Genomic DNA, 16,066 nt, shown 5'->3' with positions numbered 1-16,066 from the left:
TGATTTGGCTAATGAACCACAACAAATCGATAGTAACTTAATTATTATCTATCGAATATTAAAATAATGACAATTAAGTTGTCATTATTTCCCTTTCATTGACAACTCCAACATAATATCTAGATTAAAAAGGTTTTGGCTACCAATGAACTAATAGCCTAAATATAGAAGAATAAATTTTATTCTCATCTTAATAATTACACTTTTAGTCGGAGAATTTGTAATAGAAAGCTCATTAAAGCATCATTTAATAGTAGGATATGTAGTTTTAATCAGTTCTACTTGGTAATTCAATAATTTCTTTTTCATTAAAAAGTAGCCTCTTGATAAAAGAAATGCGTAATTGTTCAATGCCGTAAACAAAATTTCCAAATTATTGTCATAGTATTGTTCATTGCCAAAATACATCCAATTTTCGGAAAGATATAAATCAAAATTTTCTTTAACTTCCTTGGTGATTTCAGATTGGTATTTACTGTCTGCCAACATTTCTTTTATTCCATTTTTCAGTTCTTCTTCAATGGGTTTTATACGTCTAAAATTTGCACGAATCTGTTCAAATGGAGTGGTGAAATTCACAAATTGCAATTCGTTTGTTAGCTTTATATAGGTTTCATATCTGGAATCAAATTCTTTATCATAATCAAAAAATTCTTTATAAAAGCTTTCTAATACAGGTGTATTGCTATTAAGCTTTTCTTTTTTACTGAAAAACTGAAATATTCTTATATCATTTTGCTTTATCTCTTCATTTAACTCCTTCAATTCTAATTCAAGTTTCTGAATTAACCCTTTACAATCTTTCCGCTTATATTTTTTTCCATCATAATCGAATGTTTTAATATCAATCACCTTAAGTGAGATTTGCTTTAAAGTTTCAATATCATTTTGCAAACCTATTGCTGTATATGCCAAATCAACATTATTGTCAGAAAATAGATTTTCCAAAATAATATCATCCAAATCCATCTCTATATTGTTTGGCTCAAATGCTAAAGGATTTTTATTGTCATAGTACCCATTATAGACTTTAGCGAATGAATTATCTAAAATTTCCTTTTTGTATTCTTTTTTGAACAGCTCGAATGGTATGGTAGAAGATTCTCCTTGAAATTGAATTTCTTTAAAAATCTTTTTGGTTAAGTCTTCTTGAGTTTTTTCTGGGTTAATGAACAATAGATTTGCAGGCGTGTGGTCTATATTAGCTGAAGAAAAACCTGTTTTCTCCAACATTTCTATTCTATCTTCAGTACTTGGATGCGAAGCCCACTGATCTTTAATCACCAATTTTGATTTATTGAATTTGTTTAATTCTTCTATTGAAACTTCTGGTAAATTATTTCTGACTTTAATATTGCTCTCTTCTCCAACAAAATTCATTACAAACAAGTGTTCTTTATATAAATTCTGGCTTTTTTGATTATCAGTAATTTTCTTGTCATAAAATGATAAAACATTATTGAAAGACTGGTCAGCTAATGACATTCTAAGCAAAGAACTCTTCAAAGGTTCGTATCCTGTCACACTTGCCGCAATTTTATCTGCATGGAATTCCATCTCTCTCGACAAACCCATATAACTTTTGTTTACTACACCATACATTTCCTTTAATACCCATTGGAAAGCTTCAATAATTTTAACAGCAATGACAACAAAAATTGAAAAATAACCACTTAAGTTAGCCCATCTTTGGATTAGTCTATCATAAGATTCATTATCATGAAGCAGGTTAAATATTACTTGATTCACATTATAAACATAACTCCCTACTTTCATTGTTTTTTGCGAGAAATGACCAAATTCGTGACTCAAAACTGCCTTAAGTTCCGATTTAGAAACGGTATTCACTAAACCTAATCCTATTTGAAGGTTCTTTTTGATGGGAAAAAACATACTCCAAAAATTAGAATCATAGAAAACGGCCGCATTTACATCCCTAGATAAGTAAACTTTCTTAGGAAAGCTTGTTCCTACTTCTTTAACAATGCTATCAATGAGACTAAAAAGTTCGGGTTCATCTACTTTGGTAATTTCAAAAAGATGTGAGCGATCAGCTTTGTGTGATTGAAATATGAACTTCAGTAAAAAGATTAGTACAAGAATTCCTAAACTTGCTATTCCAATCCCCAAAGCTAAGGTGATAAACATTGGTCGAAAAACTATTAACATTATGCCTCCATAGATACATAAGGCTGTTAAGCCAATAGCAAATGCTAACATTAGCATATAGGTTATTAAAAAGACGTTAATAGCAATTATAGACTTGGTAGTTTGAGTTTTAAACTCTGATGAAACTTTGATTTCTCTTTTTGTCATTAAAATGTCTATTTTTTTAAATCACACACACAATTGAATAATAATATCAACTTAATCGTAATTATTTCATCTCTACCAACAAATTTTCATTCGAAACAGATTGAAGATCGCAGGTAAACCGATAGCTTAAATATAAAAGGATTAATTTTATTTTCACCCTGTGAATTATACTTGTAGTCGAAATATTAATAATGGATATTAATATTAGAGGTTCATTTATCAATTAGCTAAATCTTATTAATACGATCAATTTAGATAGCAATGAAATAACCAAAACTACTGTTAAAATTGTAAGAAAGCGTTTAAGTGTAAAATTTCGTTTGAAAATCCAGGCAATTAAAAAAATAATTCCACTGATTAGAGAAAATACAATCGGAGTCATAATCAAACTGATCAAAATCCCCAATAACATCCCTAATTCATTCTCTTCAGTAGCTCCATAAATTATACTGTAAACCAATATCATACTTCCATTTCCTATCCAATAGTCTTTATATCCTCTAAACCAGTGCTGCTTCGTATTTATGTCAGTAATTTTATTCATGGATTTACATTTAATTCAATTCCTTTTAATTCCATAAGTTCCTACAACCTCCTATAGCAACACTTCAGATACAAGATTGCCATTCTCATAGACTTCTTTTTTAGCTTCTATACCTAATTCAGTCCAGAAAATTTGTTCGCCTTCCTTCTGACCATCTACAAAGCTAGCACTACTTGATAATTGGCCGTTTTCGTAGTACCAATTCCATTCACCAGTTTGTTTGCCCGACTTAAAGCTACCTTCCGACAATACACCTCCAAAAGAAGAATAGTTAGCATAATATCCGTCTAACTTTCCGTTTTTGTAGTTTGATTCTTGCTGAACAACTCCAGATTCGGGATAGTACATCAGCCATTTTCCTTCTTTTAATCCATTTGAAAAATACCCTTCTTCAAATAAATCAATAGAACCCTCATAATAAGCAACAAATTCTCCTTCACCTGCTTCCACCATCAGTTCGCCTTGCTCAGTCCATGCCGTTTTTATAATATATTGATCCTCCGCAAACTTACCAACTTCTTTGGTTTTACCATCCGGGTAGTAGGTAGTCCAAGTTCCAAGCTTTTCACCATTTTCAACCTTCCCTTCCTCCATTCTATTTTTATTGTCGTAATATGAAATATAAGTACCATTTCCATCTTCGATCAGTTGTTTTCCATCAGCATCCCAAAGATTAAGGATTCTTTGTACCTCCCTCGCCAAATAATTGATCTCTTGATGAGGAGTCCCATCTCCATAATAAAACTTCCATATACCGCTTAATTCTCCATCCTTGAATGATCCGGTCGAATTTAAATTTCCATTTTCATAATAACTTAACCATTTTCCTATTGGTTGATCGCGAGAGTACTGAGCAATTTGAGACAGTTGCCCATTATCGTAATAGGCTCTATACTCACCAGTTTGTCTGCCTGTGGTATAATTACTTGAATCTACCAAGATTCCTTCTGCATTATAATTCAGCCAAGTACCATCAAACAAGCCATTTTGGTATTCCCCACGTTGCATTAATTCACCAGTCTCATAATACCATTCCCACAGTCCCACCTCTTTCCCATCTTCAAAATTACCAGTCAACTGCTTTTGTCCGTTTTCATGAAAATAGACCCAGGTTCCAATTTCTTTGCCATTCAAAAACTCACCTTGTGACTGCACAGCACCACTTTCATAATAGAAAGTTTGCATTCCTGAAACTCCTTTTGACAAGCTATAAGCTGAAATGGAAAGCACAGCAAAACATACAATTACAAATGGTAACCTCAATTTAGAGTAGGCGGGCGTAAAATCGGTCATCTCAACGGTATTAGCAGGGATAGATCGGAATGAAAATTTATAACCAGCAAACATTGCTACCCCATAAAACACGAGGTCAATAATAGTAAAGGCCTCTTGTGTAATCAGTATTATGGTCTCAAAATCTATTAAAGTAAGCGTTTGAAAATATCCCATTGTTTGCGCATCTGCAATAAACCCCACTTGAGAGAAAAAATTGCCCAACAGGCAACCTAGCAAGGCGAAAAATCCGCCTACATATCCAAATATTGGTGTTATACCTGCGCCAAAAAACCGGACGCCCAAACCTACTAAAAAACCAACACCTATGGCCATATAAGCAATTTGATATTCAGTAGTTACCGTAATGGCTGCCCAGATTAAGGCACAAATAACTGATACAAAAAAACCTCCTAAAACTGCATATTGTAAATCTTGGTGTGGAATAAATTCATTTTTTATATCTTCTGGTAATTCCGCTATGAGTTCTGTGGCACTTCTATTTACAACAGGTATTTCTTCTTTAACAGATTCATCAATTTGAAAATCTTCACAGTTGTCTTTAAAGTTTGCCTTTTCATTTGTTAGACTACAAATTAGGCCTTGCTGCATATCCATTTTTCTATTTATACATTTCTTGCAGAATTGAAGCTGATCCTCTCTTGTCATATTAATGTGGTTAAAATTGCTGGGGTTTTAGGAAATTATATTAATCTATTAATTTAAATTAGAAGTAGGTAAAATCAATTTAGAGATTTATTACCGATGAACTTATAGTTTAAATATAGAAGAAAAAAAATTATTTCCATCCCATGAATTATACTTTTAGTCGAAAAGTTTATACATGATCTCTCAACTCCTTACATCCTGAATTTCTTTAGTGTTGTCAAATACTTTTTTAGCAAAAGGGCAAAGCGGTATAATTTTCACATTGTTTTCTCGAGCATATTCAACTGATTTCATTACTAACTTCTTGCCTAGTCCTTTTCCTGCAAATTTTTCTTCTACTCCTGTATGGTCAATAATAAACTGCGTTTTTCCTGCCCAGGTGAAGGTCATTTCTCCAGCAAATTCATCATTGTAGTAAATCACATAACGTCCTTTTTTGCCATTGTCTTCCCGTTCAATTTTGATGTTGTCTTGCGTTCCTTTGATGCTCAATGCACCTGAAGGACATTTGGCTACTTGTGCAATTATTTCCTGGGAAGTGGCATTTTCAGGAGTTATCCATGGCTTTTCTTGTGGATGGTAAACCTTGGGCAAGGTTTTAACACATATACCTGCATGAATGCATTTTTCTGGTTTCCATAAAATGGTGGTTTCTCCGTTTGAATATTCTTTGGTTTTCATGAGTTGTTCTTTTAAGTGAATTTAAGTTTAAATCTCTTCGGGCGTCAGAGACGCCTAAAATTTCTCGCGGAGCCGCAAAGTTTTCGCAGAGAATATTTTTAGATCACGGACAATTTTCTTTTTTTTAATTTTAAAAAGAAAATTTCCGAGATGACGCACTGAGTTAATTTAGTAGGTCTTATATACCTTGGTTTTTAATGTTTAAAGATTTTCTAGTGCTGGGACTGTCAATTTCTCAAGATCCCAATTGGCTCTTTTTGCTCCTGCCTGATAGGCTGACTCCATAAAATCCAACAATACTTTTCTTGGATCTCCTTCTGTTAATAGACTATTATATTTCAAAATCGCCATAGGGCTTCCGTTGCTATTCACCCACTCTGCTGAAGAAGGAGATAAAATTTCCTGGTCTAAGCCTTCGGGAGATGGATAAGTATAGGAATAAAATGCTGGTTCGGTTACATTTTCATCACCCGCCCAGAAACCAAAACTTATGCATTCATGCGTATAAGCGTCCTTGTCTGATAGCCGTGCATCCTTTCCCATAGGAGGTGCTTCATTGCCAGAGAAACGTGTAACCGCCAAATCCATCGAATGCCAATAGAGGTGAACGGGACAGGTTTTGCCATAAAAACGGCCGCTGAATTCTGTAAACACATCATCCACCCAAACTAAACTCCGCCACAAACTTTGGCTATACTCCTTATCATAATGGTGGTATTCGGTAATCTCTCCAAAAGACTTATCAATCCCTAAATCATAAGGGACATCTATTATAGAAACTGAAATATTGAGTTTCTGAATAATGCTGCTCAGCTTTTTGTAAAAGTCTGCCACTGTTAGTCCTTCCTGCAAAGGAAAACTTTCAACTTCTCCTTTGCTTGTATTGACTTCCAATTTATGTTCAATCACATTTAAGGTAATGCTGAATTTATCGAGACCTGAATTGTAAGGAATAGAACCTGTTGTGATTCCCTGTGTATTCACGTATTGCGTGACGTACCACCAGTGATTTTTTCTTGGTGTCATTTTTAATCGAATTTTCCCCATCACTTGCAGGAACAAATGAAGGGTCATTTTCTTATCTTCATTTCCTTTATATTCCAGTTTGGGTAAGTTTAATAGTTTCTCCATGATTATAAGTTTAAAATTGTGAATAGACCTAATTTTTCAAATTGATTCTTCCGCTCCAGATTTGTGTCTTCACAAATCTATCTAGAGCTGTGAAGACACAGCTCTTGGCTACTATTGGATAATATAACAAAATAGGGTTAGTTTAATCCTCTAAATATCCGAATTTTCCATTATTGAAGTCATTAAAGGCTTCCATCAATTCTTCTCTGGTATTCATTACGAATGGACCATGTGCTGCAATGGTTTCATTAATGGGTTCGCCACTCAAAACCAGCACTACTGCCTCATCACTGGCCTCAATCTCAAATGCCTCGCCATCATTGGCCATCAATGCCATATAGTTTGTGGCTGCTTCCTCTTTTCCGTTGATGACAACATCCCCTTCCAAAACAAGAAGGGTGGTATTGTAATGGGCAGGAAATTCAAAAACAGCCTTTCCGCCTTTGTTCAATTTGGCATTCAGCATATAAATAGGCGTAAAAGTTGAAGCGGGACCCTTAGTACCCTTATATTCGCCAGCAATCACTTCTATATTTCCAGCATTGTTTTCCAATTCATAGCGTTTGATATCCTCATATTTTATAGCTTGATATTTAGGCGCACTCATTTTATCCTTTTTGGGCAAATTGACCCAAAGCTGCACCATTTGAAAATCACCTCCTTTTTTGCTCCATTCTTCTTCATGATATTCTTTGTGAAGGACACCGCTGGCAGCCGTCATCCATTGAACATCCCCTTCGCCTATAATCCCACCGCCTCCACTGCTGTCGTGATGTTGCACTTTGCCTTTATATGCAATAGTCACGGTTTCAAAACCTCTATGCGGGTGCACCCCTACTCCTTTTGGTTTGTCAGATGGCGGAAAATGATGGGTTGAATTATAATCCAACATGATAAATGGATTCATGCGTTGCATATCCATTCTGTATCCACTTGGGATAAAATTATGTACCCGAAAACCATCTCCTACGAAGTGTGGTTCTTTCGGACTTGCTACAATTTCTACTGTTCTTGTTTTCATAATTTCGTATTTTTTATTGAAATTACTCACAATGCATTTACTGTGCATTGATGTATGATAAGAACTTAAGTTATCCTCAATAATTGTAATGTTTTCTTTTGGTTATAGAGCACTTTTATAATTTTTTATGGTATCCATAAGAACAGAAATAAGCATTACATAACTTGTTTTGTGCTGTTAGGCTCGCTTTATGCTTCATACTTTTTCCATTGATGAAAAAGTATGCAAAAAATCTAGGTAAAATGATGCTACTTCCCGCAAATGCCAACGCTGGCCCGCCATTTTACCCTCCAGCCCGCTTTTTCGCTTAAGGCGAAAGTTGGGGAGTTAGCCATTAATGAACTCAACAAATAGATTCGGTCATATTATACTCTTATTTATCTTCGTTTAACCTGGTTATCGATATTTTTAGAATATTTGACTAAAATATTTATACTTTGAATTACTTAGTTTTTAAAATTCTTTTGTGCTAGCTCCTTGCGGACACGGCTTAAACTTTCGGGGGTAATACCTAAATAGGAGGCTATCATGGTCTGTGGCACTCTTAATAAAAGGTCAGGATACATTTTAATAAATTGCAGGTATCTATCTTCCGCCATCGCACTCAACAATAGGTTGATCCTGTTTTGTAAATGTCTGATATGATTATAAAGCAGTCGATTATTGAAATCAGTAAATCCAGGAATTTTTTCTGAGAGCAGGCGAATAAAATCATTGTCTATCATCACTACTTTACCGTCCTCCAATGCTTGAATGTAATAAATGGAAGGTTGATTGAAAACCGAACTTTCCCTATCTGTGGCAAACCAATTTTCAGGTGCAAAAGAAAGAATGTGTTCTTTTCCATTTTCATTGATCGAATACTGCCTTAAGAGTCCATTTTCAACAAAAAAGTCATGCTTACAGTATTCGCCTTTTTGCAATAAGTACTCCCCTTTCTTAAAAAATTTAGTGACACAGTTTTCAAGCAAAGAAGAAATTTCTTCTTCGGTTACTTCAAGATTTGAAGTCAGATAGGTTTTAAAGTTGGGGCTTTTCATTTTTGTTCAAAAAGTGGTTTTAATAACCGTAAAACAAGGGATAATGATATTTAAGTTATCAATATTTAGAATCTACCGCTAGCTTTTTTAGAAAAAAGTGAAAAATTGGTTTGGGTTTCTGATGAACTGATTGCTTTGATATATGTGGAGAATTATGTTTTTTGAAGACAAGTGGCTGTTTCTCTTGTATTTGCATTTTGGACATTTCAGTTTAGAAAGGCATTTTTCTTAATTCAAAAAATGCTATCTTTATTAAGAATTCAAGTAGAGATGAGGCTAATTCTTAAACTTTCGTTTCTAGCGTTATTTGTATTTCCAATTCAGAGAATTCATGCTCAAAAATCTGATAGTCAAATACAAAACCCTAGGCTAAAATATCCTTCTAGTATAAGCTTGTATGCCATAGGCCCTAATGCCATCGGTTCCATCTCCTACGACCAATTCCTCACCCCTCATTTAAATGCAGAAGCAGGTATTGGTTTTATAGGAGTTCATGTTGGGATGAAAGTTCACCTTTGGGGCGGTTCTGACAAAAAATGGACCCCTTACATGGGAGCGGCAGTTGCCCGTTCCTTGTTTCCTGCAGTTGGAGTGGAGTTTCTACCTTATTTCCCGATAGGAGTTCAATTTGTGGGAAATAATCACTTTAATTTTGCTTTTGAAATTGCTCCATTACAGTTTGAATTTTTAGCTTGGAATCTGGTAGGTATCAAATTTGGGTATAGGTGGTGATATTGCATTACTGGATCATCCATGCTTTTTCTGTAGAAAATCCATAGTGGATTTCATCAATTTCTTCAATGGTTCTTGATTAATGTCTGAAAGCTTCTTAACGTAAATACAAGCTGCTCCCATTTTGAATTTCCCCAGCTCTTTTAGTAGTTCTTCCTGACCTGCACAACCGCTATAAACATAAAGCGAAATGGCAGTTTTTCGAGGCGAAAAACCAATCAGTGGCCAGTCACCTTCTTGGCTACTTCTTTCAGATTTATAATGATATTGTCCGAATCCTATAATAGATTCGCCCCACATTTTGGGTTCTTGTCCTGAAACTGCTTGCATCAACTGTACAAGTTCATAACTATCTTGTTTCTTTTGCTCAGTATTAGCATACGAATTAATGAATTCATAAACATCTGCATCGTTCTTTTTGGTTTTTAATTCGGCCATAATAATTAGATTAAGTATTCTAATATACTGAAACTAGAGGGATTTATGTAATTCTATTTTTGAAACTTATTATTGCAATTGCTATATCAAGCTGACCCTCAAAGCACAAAACCATATTTTCTAGAAACCAAATAAAACTTGCCAATAAAAAAAGCCGGTATCAACCGGCTTTTAAAAATCAATTATAGTATATGGATGAATCAGTACCTCATAATTCGATCTATTCACAAACTTATACTCTTCATAAATTGACCCATCAGTTTGCGAAGTGCAAGATAACAGAGTATTTAGTATTCCAATAATTAAAAGCCGCATACAGATTACTTTCAAGCTACCTTCAGGTCTCATTTAACTTCTCTAATTAAAGATTATTCAAATTATATTATTTACACTGATCAGCATTATCGATCATATCTTGAGTATAATAGAATGTAAACTCATAATACCTTTCACCCAATTTCCGACTTTGATAATTCTCTATATCCAAAGGACTATTTTCATCTTCAATTAATAGTGTGTCACATAATTCCGTACCAAGAAATACAGCGCAGGGATCACAACTTGCCAAGGGTGGAATAAAATCACTTTCTTTTATAGATTCAGGCCCATCATCATCGGTTTCATATATAATTGAATCATTTGCATTGACGTTGAAATCCTGCCAATCAGCAGTGTAACTTATATTTGAGCCCGTCTCATTTATATATATGTATTTTGCTCTAACCTGATAATCTACTTGTTTACATCCGGTATTGGATATGGCGAGCAGAGCACTAATTCCAATAAGAAAAAAGCGCATCCAAATTATTTTTTGATTGGGGATAGTCTGAATATTTCTCATATATTAAATCTTAATACATAATTCAATAATCCATATTATCAATCACATAAGAATATCTATGATGTCTCTCTTCAATTTTTTCATAGTCGTAATTAATACGATCAAGAATACCATCATCATTTGATTCATTTTTAACATAAGTTAAACGACTAGTATCGCTAAAGATGATGATTAATGAATCTGCATTAATTATATATTCTCGATTTACATCTGGGGTTTTTTGTACTTGAATAAATGATTCATTTATATCTAAATGAACAATATTCTGAGACTCCCCAAAGTAATATTCGATATCTATCTCAGATGACGATTCGTTTAAATATAAAAATTCTTCTGTTACTATGTCTACTGGTTTTTCACATCCAAATAAGATTGTACAGGATAGTATTCCGATCAGTTCAATTACAAAAAATTTTACTCTCATTTTATTGATTATACTTTTAATAATAATAACATTCCATCAATTACACCTTTCTTGTCCATCTAATGCATATTCTAACTGTCGAATCAAACAACATCTTACCTTATCTTTATATGATTCCCTATAAACGTATCATACTCTGAATAATGACAATTGTTAGTTACTTTAAACACATCTAAAAAAACCCACTGAAATCTAACCGACTATATGATACTGTATGACAGGGGTACTCCAGCTCAGTAATCGCTACCTGAAGACTTTTGACCCAACTTTCAATAACAATAACATTAGATTAAGATACTCTCCTTTAGGAAAAACTGAGAGCTTACTTAAACAAACTCCCTACTCTAAATCAAAATCACTGGAAACTTATGGAAAGCATCAATCGGTTTTGGTTGAGTGGAAATATTAGACAAATATATACTAAAACTTACATGTATGATACATTTGTTTGTAATTATTCTCATAAAAAAAATTGTAATGCAGATATATTTGCAAAAAATTTGTCACAAAAAAAGCCGGCATCAACCGGCTTTTTAAAAATCAATTATATTCTTATTCTATTGGTTCTGCATTCTCAAAATCATCCTCTGAAAATTCATATTGGTAATTCGTATAGTTTTTGGAAATTTCTTCACGACTATAGTTCTCCTTATTTAGAATATTAAAGGTAGAGGGATCTTCTGGAAGAAAACCACTAGCTCTTTCACCTCGATAGATAATTCTTAATGAGTCAGAATAGGCTATTATTCCCGTTTTACTACCAAACATAAGCTCAAATTCTTGAGTCAAAGTATCATTTTGAAAAATTGAATAATCAGTCAAGGAATATTCCTCATCAATTTTAGTGTATGATTGAATCACTATTTTATAATTCGATCTATTCACAAACTCATACGCTTCATAAAATGACTCATCAGTTTGCGAAATACAAGACAATAGGCTACTTAGTATTCCAATAATTAAAAGCCGCATCCAAATTATTTTCTGTTCCATTTGTATATTTATTTTTAATGTTATTCTTCCAACCTGTCCACGTTCTTTGACCTATTAACGCATCTTCCAACTGTCTAATTGTATACCCACTTACTTGGTCTGAATAGGTTCTGACAATATTGCTTGTCCCCCACTTCTTTTCATTAAAATCATACCATGCTCCAGTAGTAGTTGTACCAAAGCCATCAATTAAATCTTGGACAATTCCAGTATAATTTAAACGACCATAAGACACTGAGTAACTAGGATATTCTAATAGTGAAAGCATCCATTGAACACCTCTAGCCCAACTTTCAATAACTATATCGTCACAAAAAGTATAATCATTGTTCCTGTCAAGTTCCCAGTGTGAGGCATGTGCTAACTCGTGGATAGTTGTTGCATAAAGATTTTCACATGCTCTATTTGGTTTAAAAATTCTTATTTCCGGAAAAGTAGTCCATCGTTTTAATGGTCCGTGGTCACCATTCGAATTAACATCATCCCAATCAAAAGCCCCAATAGTAACACGACCTAGCATTTGATTTCTTTTTGGAGGGGTTCTTAGGCCTGCACGATTTTCATAATAGTACCTATGAGCTGCCCGATGAATTATGGCATACATTCTAGACATCCCTGAATAAATATCAAGATTCCAATCCTTTTCTTTTAAGCGAGGACCATTATAATATGCTTGTCCCCATCTTTTATCTCTAATTTCAAAATCATTTCGTTCCCATTTGATACTATAGTTTACGTTTCCTTTAAAATTATGGTCAATAAAAAATTCACCTTTACCATCAGTTAAATCTTCCTTTGTCGTAAACCAACTATATGCTCTTGCCTTCACTCCTCTCAATGGCACAAGTTTATTTACTCCCGGTGAATCATCAAACATTTGAATTTTACCTTTAAGCTTCCACTTTCTCCGTGCACTTACAGACCGATTATTTTGAACAGATTCATCTTTCAAATTACCAGTAATTCTAAGTGCTTCTATTTCCAATTCGTCCATGAAAGACCATTCCTCGGTATTTCTTGAAGATTTTGAATCATCTATTGACTCCGGTAAAAATAATTCCTCTATTATCTCATATTCAAGATTTGGAAAATCATAATCTTTAGCTACTGCACAATACTTCCATGTATAACTTGTATCAGGTAGTTCAGGATCGTGATAATAGGTTCCACCTTCTTCAATTTCATAATCCAAAGGATAATCAAAAAGCATTAAAGTCGTGTCTGCAAGTAGCTTTGCATACTCTTTATCTGTCCTAGGAAGAAATCTGACATATAAATGCGTCACATTGATAATAGATATATTATGGCTTCTTGAATTAAATTGAGTATTTCCCTTCAAGTTTTGAAATGCTCTTTGCATATTTTCGATGGTATATGGGTTTTCCAACTTTTTACCAAGCCTAATAACATCATCCTGAAATTGCGATTGATTTATATTGCTTATAGGTTCATTAAAAATTTCATCTTTTTGACAACTGCTTAAAATTATTAGCAGTCCAAAAATAAAGGTCAAGTTTATTACTACTTTTTTCATCTTTTTAAAAAAAGAAATATTTATTTTCATGTTTATCCTACTCTTTCGATTTTCGGTACCTCGGCTAATTTTTTAAGTGTTTATTTAGCAATATCACTATTTTCATTTTCATAGGGATGCCATCCCATTTTAGCTGTCATTATATTTTATCAAATAAAATCATCAAAATTACACACCCTCCTTTTAAAACACTGAGAGCCTCCTTAAACAAACTACCTACTTTTCATCAAAATCATTGGAAACTTAAAGAAAGCGTCAATGAGTTTTGGCCGAGTGGAATTATTGTACAAATATATAATAAAACTTACATGTAATATACATTTGTTATTAAATATTTTTGACAATTTTTAGCCTTTTGAATGGCAAGTGTGAATTGATTGCGGATTCGCGGTTTTAAATCATTACATTGAAAATATCACTTTTCAGGGTACTTGTTATTGAAAAAATATTAAACCTTCATAAGCTTTTAGGCAAAATCAATCCCAAGATAATTTTCCACTAAATATAAATTTAGCACCAAGAATTTTTGAGTATAAAAAAAGCCGGCATAAACCGGCTTTTCATTTTTAATAATATGTTTTTAATCAAGACATGTCTTTATTTCGACATTCTTTTACGCTCGTTTTCGTCCAAGTAAATTTTACGCATTCTGACGCTTTTTGGAGTTACTTCCAAATACTCATCTTTCTGAATAAATTCCATTGCTTCTTCCAATGAGAAATTGATTTTTGGAGCAATTTTCATGGCTTCATCACTACCCGATTTACGCATATTGGTTAACTGCTTTCCTTTATTGATATTCACATCCAGATCGTTATCTCTAGAGTGCTGACCAATAACTTGTCCCTTATAGATCACATCACCTGGATCAACAAAGAAAACCCCTCTGTCTTGCAATCTATTAATCGCAAATGCGGTAGAAGGCCCTTCTTCCATTGAAATCAGTGAACCTTTGTTCCTTTCTGGAATATGTCCCTTATATGGCGCATATTCTTTATATCTGTGATTCATTACGGCTTCTCCAGCTGTAGCGGTCATCATGTTATTTCTAAGGCCTATAATACCACGAGCTGGAATTTCAAATTCCAAATGCTGAACATCACCTTTTGGCTCCATCACTAACAATTCACCTTTTCTTTGGGTCACTAACTCAATGGCTTTACCTGACACTTCATCTGGAACGTCAATCACCATATGCTCAATAGGCTCGCAACGAACGCCATCAATTTCTTTATATAATACTTGTGGCTGACCTACTTGCAATTCATAGCCTTCCCTTCTCATGGTTTCAATCAAAACAGATAAGTGCAAAATTCCTCTTCCGTAAACCAAAAATTTATCTTCGGAATCCGTTGACTCTACACGCAAAGCCAAGTTTTTCTCAGTCTCTTTCATCAAACGATCACGCAAATGTCGAGAAGTAACGAATTTACCTTCCTTGCCAAAAAATGGAGAGTTGTTGATGGTGAAGAGCATACTCATAGTAGGCTCATCGATTGAAATTCTTGGCAATGGTTCTGGATTTTCAGGATCGGTTACCGTATCTCCAATATCAAAACCCTCTAAACCAATGATAGCACAAAGATCTCCTGAATGTACTTCCTCCACTCTTTTTCTTGCTAAGCCTTCGAACGTATGCAATTCTTTGATTCTCATTTTCTTAACAGAACCGTCTTTTTTACAAAGACCGATTTGCATGCCTTCTTTCAACGTACCTTGGTACAATCTTCCAATTGCAATTCGCCCTACGAAAGAAGAATAATCCAAAGATACAATCTGTAATTTCGGTACACCCTCCTTAACAGGTGCTGCAGGGATTGTTTTAATGATTTCATCCAAAAGTGGCAAAACATTATCAGTTGGCTCTTTCCAATCAGTACTCATCCAACCATTTTTACTTGAACCGTATATGGTTTGGAAATCCAACTGATCTTCAGTCGCATCCAAGTTGAACATCAAATCAAAAACTTGTTCGTGCACTTCATCAGGACGACAGTTTTCTTTATCCACTTTATTGACTACCACTATTGGCTTTAAGCCTAAGTCTAATGCCTTTCCTAGTACGAAACGGGTCTGTGGCATTGGTCCTTCAAAGGCATCTACTAAGAGTAAAACCCCATCAGCCATTTTCAAAACACGCTCTACTTCACCTCCAAAGTCAGAGTGACCTGGAGTATCAATAATATTAATTTTAACCCCGTTATAAGTAACGGAAACGTTTTTACTCAAAATGGTAATTCCACGCTCTCTTTCTAGATCATTATTATCCAAAATTAATTCGTCTGATTCCGTACCTTCACGAAATTCTTGACAAGCATAGATAATTTTGTCAACCAAAGTAGTTTTACCGTGGTCAACGTGGGCAATAATCGCCACATTTCTAATTTCTGACATCTAAATAATATAAATAAATTAACTGATATTCAACTA

The 16,066-nt window shown here is 34.0% G+C and carries 15 protein-coding genes; 2 read left to right on the top strand and 13 right to left on the bottom strand.

Translation table 11 applies throughout. The features are described 5' to 3' along the window. Nucleotides 1-243: 243 nt before the first annotated feature. From ACFE0M_RS00610 to ACFE0M_RS00580, 7 genes are all read right to left on the bottom strand, one after another. Nucleotides 244-2,316 (bottom strand): M48 family metalloprotease, encoded by a 2,073-nt coding sequence (locus ACFE0M_RS00610; RefSeq protein ID WP_434543798.1) that lies wholly within the window; start codon nt 2,314-2,316, stop codon nt 244-246. Nucleotides 2,317-2,539: 223 nt separating this feature from the next. After that, complete coding sequence (locus ACFE0M_RS00605) at nt 2,540-2,860, bottom strand: hypothetical protein (protein WP_434543797.1); 321 nt, start codon at nt 2,858-2,860, stop codon at nt 2,540-2,542. A 51-nt stretch (nt 2,861-2,911) separates the two neighbouring features. Next, on the bottom strand, nt 2,912-4,801 hold the full coding sequence (locus ACFE0M_RS00600) for a toxin-antitoxin system YwqK family antitoxin (RefSeq protein WP_434543796.1): 1,890 nt from the start codon (nt 4,799-4,801) through the stop codon (nt 2,912-2,914). Between the two features lie 183 nt (nt 4,802-4,984). Further along, entirely contained in the window at nt 4,985-5,482 is a 498-nt protein-coding gene (locus ACFE0M_RS00595) for a GNAT family N-acetyltransferase (protein WP_434543795.1), read from the bottom strand. A gap of 201 nt (nt 5,483-5,683) precedes the next feature. After that, nucleotides 5,684-6,613, bottom strand: coding sequence for a DUF5996 family protein (locus tag ACFE0M_RS00590; RefSeq protein WP_434543794.1), 930 nt, complete (start codon nt 6,611-6,613; stop codon nt 5,684-5,686). A 142-nt stretch (nt 6,614-6,755) separates the two neighbouring features. Then, complete coding sequence (locus ACFE0M_RS00585; RefSeq protein ID WP_434543793.1) at nt 6,756-7,634, bottom strand: pirin family protein; 879 nt, start codon at nt 7,632-7,634, stop codon at nt 6,756-6,758. A 446-nt stretch (nt 7,635-8,080) separates the two neighbouring features. Continuing rightward, complete coding sequence (locus ACFE0M_RS00580; RefSeq protein WP_434543792.1) at nt 8,081-8,674, bottom strand: Crp/Fnr family transcriptional regulator; 594 nt, start codon at nt 8,672-8,674, stop codon at nt 8,081-8,083. Between the two features lie 240 nt (nt 8,675-8,914). Between ACFE0M_RS00580 and ACFE0M_RS00575 the strand changes: the two genes are divergently transcribed. Next, the gene (locus ACFE0M_RS00575; protein WP_434543791.1) at nt 8,915-9,406 is read left to right on the top strand and encodes a hypothetical protein; all 492 of its coding nucleotides are present in this window, start codon (nt 8,915-8,917) and stop codon (nt 9,404-9,406) included. 15 nt (nt 9,407-9,421) lie between these two features. Here the strand turns inward: ACFE0M_RS00575 and ACFE0M_RS00570 are convergent, their stop codons facing one another. The 3 genes from ACFE0M_RS00570 to ACFE0M_RS00560 all read right to left on the bottom strand — a co-directional run bounded on the left by ACFE0M_RS00570 (nt 9,422) and on the right by ACFE0M_RS00560 (nt 11,109). After that, nucleotides 9,422-9,844 carry a DUF1801 domain-containing protein gene (locus ACFE0M_RS00570; RefSeq protein WP_434543790.1) on the bottom strand — a complete coding sequence of 141 codons (423 nt, stop codon included), beginning with the start codon at nt 9,842-9,844 and terminating at the stop codon, nt 9,422-9,424. 382 nt (nt 9,845-10,226) lie between these two features. Beyond that, nucleotides 10,227-10,685 (bottom strand): hypothetical protein, encoded by a 459-nt coding sequence (locus tag ACFE0M_RS00565; protein ID WP_434543789.1) that lies wholly within the window; start codon nt 10,683-10,685, stop codon nt 10,227-10,229. Nucleotides 10,686-10,707: 22 nt separating this feature from the next. Continuing rightward, entirely contained in the window at nt 10,708-11,109 is a 402-nt protein-coding gene (locus tag ACFE0M_RS00560; RefSeq protein ID WP_434543788.1) for a hypothetical protein, read from the bottom strand. 214 nt (nt 11,110-11,323) lie between these two features. Here ACFE0M_RS00560 and ACFE0M_RS00555 point away from each other — a divergent pair, with 214 nt between their 5' ends. Next, nucleotides 11,324-11,518, top strand: coding sequence for a hypothetical protein (locus ACFE0M_RS00555; RefSeq protein ID WP_434543787.1), 195 nt, complete (start codon nt 11,324-11,326; stop codon nt 11,516-11,518). Between the two features lie 143 nt (nt 11,519-11,661). Here ACFE0M_RS00555 and ACFE0M_RS00550 read toward each other — a convergent pair whose 3' ends face one another. The 3 genes from ACFE0M_RS00550 to typA form a co-directional block, all read right to left on the bottom strand. After that, entirely contained in the window at nt 11,662-12,081 is a 420-nt protein-coding gene (locus ACFE0M_RS00550; RefSeq protein ID WP_434543786.1) for a hypothetical protein, read from the bottom strand. Further along, a complete protein-coding gene (locus tag ACFE0M_RS00545; protein WP_434543785.1) occupies nt 12,050-13,636 on the bottom strand; it encodes a hypothetical protein in 1,587 nt (528 codons plus the stop codon). Before ACFE0M_RS00545 ends, ACFE0M_RS00550 begins: the two co-directional genes overlap by 32 nt. Nucleotides 13,637-14,233: 597 nt before the next feature. Further along, complete coding sequence (typA, locus tag ACFE0M_RS00540) at nt 14,234-16,030, bottom strand: translational GTPase TypA (RefSeq protein ID WP_434543784.1); 1,797 nt, start codon at nt 16,028-16,030, stop codon at nt 14,234-14,236. Between the last annotated feature and the right edge of the window lie 36 nt (nt 16,031-16,066).

Source organism: Marivirga sp. (assembly GCF_051117495.1).
Taxonomy (GTDB): Bacteria; Bacteroidota; Bacteroidia; order Cytophagales; family Cyclobacteriaceae; genus Marivirga.
The sequence above is the reverse complement of the archived record's forward strand: the minus strand, read 5'-3'. Positions and strand labels throughout refer to the sequence as shown.